Genomic DNA, 2,380 nt, shown 5'->3' with positions numbered 1-2,380 from the left:
ATGGGCATCGACGTCAAGCGCGTGCGGGTGAAAGTGTTCGTCTTCGTCGGCATCGGGGCTGCGCTCGCCGGCACCTTCTCGGTGATGATCAACTTCAACTGGTGGCCGACCGCCGGCGACGGCTACCTCCTGCCGGTGCTGGCCTCGGTGTTCGTCGGCGGCACGCCGACCTGGGGCGGCATCGGCACGGTCGTCGGCGGCGCCATCGGTGCGGTCACCGTGTCCTTCATCCAGACCGGCGTCGTGGCGGCGGGATTGAGCGGCTTCTACGTGCAGTTCTTCAACGGCCTGATCATCATCCTGTCGCTGCTGGGGCATAAATGGAACCAGGCAAGGTACAGGTGAGGGTTTCGTTGGCGGATCGCATGCCTTGACGATTGGCGGAGACGCTCATCGTTTTCGTCATCCACGGGCGAAGCAAGGAGCGTAGCGACGCAGCGCAGACCCGAGGATCCATGCCGCGACTTCAACGCGTCACTACGGTGGAGAATTCTGCTCAGCTGCACTCCACGGCCAAGGTCACGGCATGGATCCTCGGGTCTCCGCGACGTCGCTTCGCTCCTGCTCCGCCCGTGGATGACGAAGGTGGGAGCTGTCCGCGGGAAAACGCCATCTTCACACCGCCGCCACAAACCCGTCCAGCACGCGTTTCTGGCCGGCCTTGTCGAAGTCGATGGTCAGCTTGTTGCCCTCGATGGCCGAAATGTTGCCGTTGCCGAATTTCTGGTGGAAGACGCGGTCGCCGACGCTGAAGGGGGAGGGCTTGTCGGCGACGGATTTGGCGACCAGTTCGCCGTCGATGGTGCGGCCCTTGACCGAGGTGCGGCCGGCGCCGTAGCCGCTGTCCGTCTCGCCATAGCCGATGCGCTCGACCTGGTGGCCGGAGCGCGAGCCCCAGTTGCGGTCGGTCGCCTCGGTGCGGTTGGCCTGCGCGCGCTGCCAGCCCGGTGTCGCATAGGTGTTGGAGAAGGCGCCGGATTTTTCGGCGTCGGCGCCGACAGTGTCGAAGCGCGAGGCGCCATAGGGGTTCTGCCGTCCTGCGCCCTGGCCGCCACGGCCGGAGGCAAAAGAACCGCCACCGTAGGAATTGCCATAACCGCCATAGCTGTTGCCGCTTTCGGCGACTTCGACATGGGCTTCCGGCAGTTCGTCGAGGAAGCGTGACGGGATGGTCGACTGCCACAGGCCGTGGATGCGGCGGTTGGAGACGAACCAAAGATGCAGGTTCTTCTTGGCACGAGTCAGGCCGACATAGGCAAGGCGGCGCTCTTCCTCCAGCCCGGAGCGGCCGCCTTCATCCAGCGCACGCTGGTGCGGGAACAGGCCTTCCTCCCAGCCGGGCAGGAAGACGGTCTCGAATTCGAGGCCCTTGGCCGAATGCAGCGTCATGATCGAGACGGCGTCGAGCCCGGCATTCTGCTCGGCATCCATGACCAGTGCGACATGTTCGAGGAAGGAGCGCAGCGATTCGTACTCTTCCATCGAGCGGATCAGCTCTTTCAGGTTTTCCAACCGGCCGGGCGCTTCGACCGAGCGGTCGTTTTTCCACATGTCGGTGTAACCGCTCTCTTCGAGAATGGACTCGGCGAGTTCGGTGTGCGGCGTGGTTTCCAGCGCCTTTTGCCAGCGCTCGAAATTGGCCGCCACTTCACGAAGTGCGGCGCGCGGCTTCGGCTTCAACTCGTCGCTTTCGGCCAGCTTGGCGGCGGCCTCCAGCATCGGGATGCGCAGCGCACGCGCGGTGTCGTGGATCTGGCGGATGGTGGCTTCGCCCAGGCCGCGCTTGGGCACATTGACGATGCGCTCGAAAGCGAGGTCGTCGGCGCCTTGGGCGACGACGCGGAAGAAGGCCAGCGCATCGCGGATTTCCATGCGCTCGTAGAAGCGCGGGCCGCCGATGACGCGGTAGTTGAGGCCGAGCGTGACGAAGCGATCCTCGAACTCCCGCATCTGGAAGGAGGCGCGGACCAGGATCGCCATGTCGTTGAGATTGTGCTTTTGCCGCTGGTAGGTCTCGATGGTCTCGCCGACGGCGCGGGCTTCCTCCTCGGAATCCCAGGCGGCATGGACATGCACCTTGCCGTCCTCGGGATCGTTGCGGTCCGTGAACAGCGTCTTGCCGAAGCGGCCCTCATTGTGGGCGATGAGGTGGGAGGCGGCGCCAAGGATGTGCGCGGTCGAGCGGTAGTTGCGCTCCAGCCGGATGATGGTGGCGCCGGGAAAATCCTTGTCGAAGCGCAGGATGTTGTCGATTTCGGCGCCGCGCCAGCCATAGATCGACTGATCGTCGTCGCCGACGCAGCAGATGTTTACGGTGGCGCGGGTGTCAGTCGAAGAGCGCCCGATCTCCCCCCTAGAGGGGGAGATGGCGCCGGAGGCG

2 pseudogenes (1 of these 2 only partly in view) are annotated in these 2,380 nt (G+C 64.8%); one reads left to right on the top strand and one right to left on the bottom strand.

Annotated elements, in window-relative coordinates:
- A pseudogene (locus EOC06_RS28980) lies at nt 1–345 on the top strand (ABC transporter permease); the annotation flags it as partial.
- A gap of 270 nt (nt 346–615) precedes the next feature.
- Here the strand turns inward: EOC06_RS28980 and EOC06_RS28975 are convergent.
- Nucleotides 616–2,380: pseudogene (locus EOC06_RS28975) on the bottom strand (ATP-dependent helicase); it runs 913 nt beyond the window's last position.

The organism is Mesorhizobium sp. M7A.F.Ca.MR.362.00.0.0 (assembly GCF_004023175.1).
Classification (GTDB): Bacteria; Pseudomonadota; Alphaproteobacteria; order Rhizobiales; family Rhizobiaceae; genus Mesorhizobium.
The sequence above is the reverse complement of the archived record's forward strand: the minus strand, read 5'-3'. Positions and strand labels throughout refer to the sequence as shown.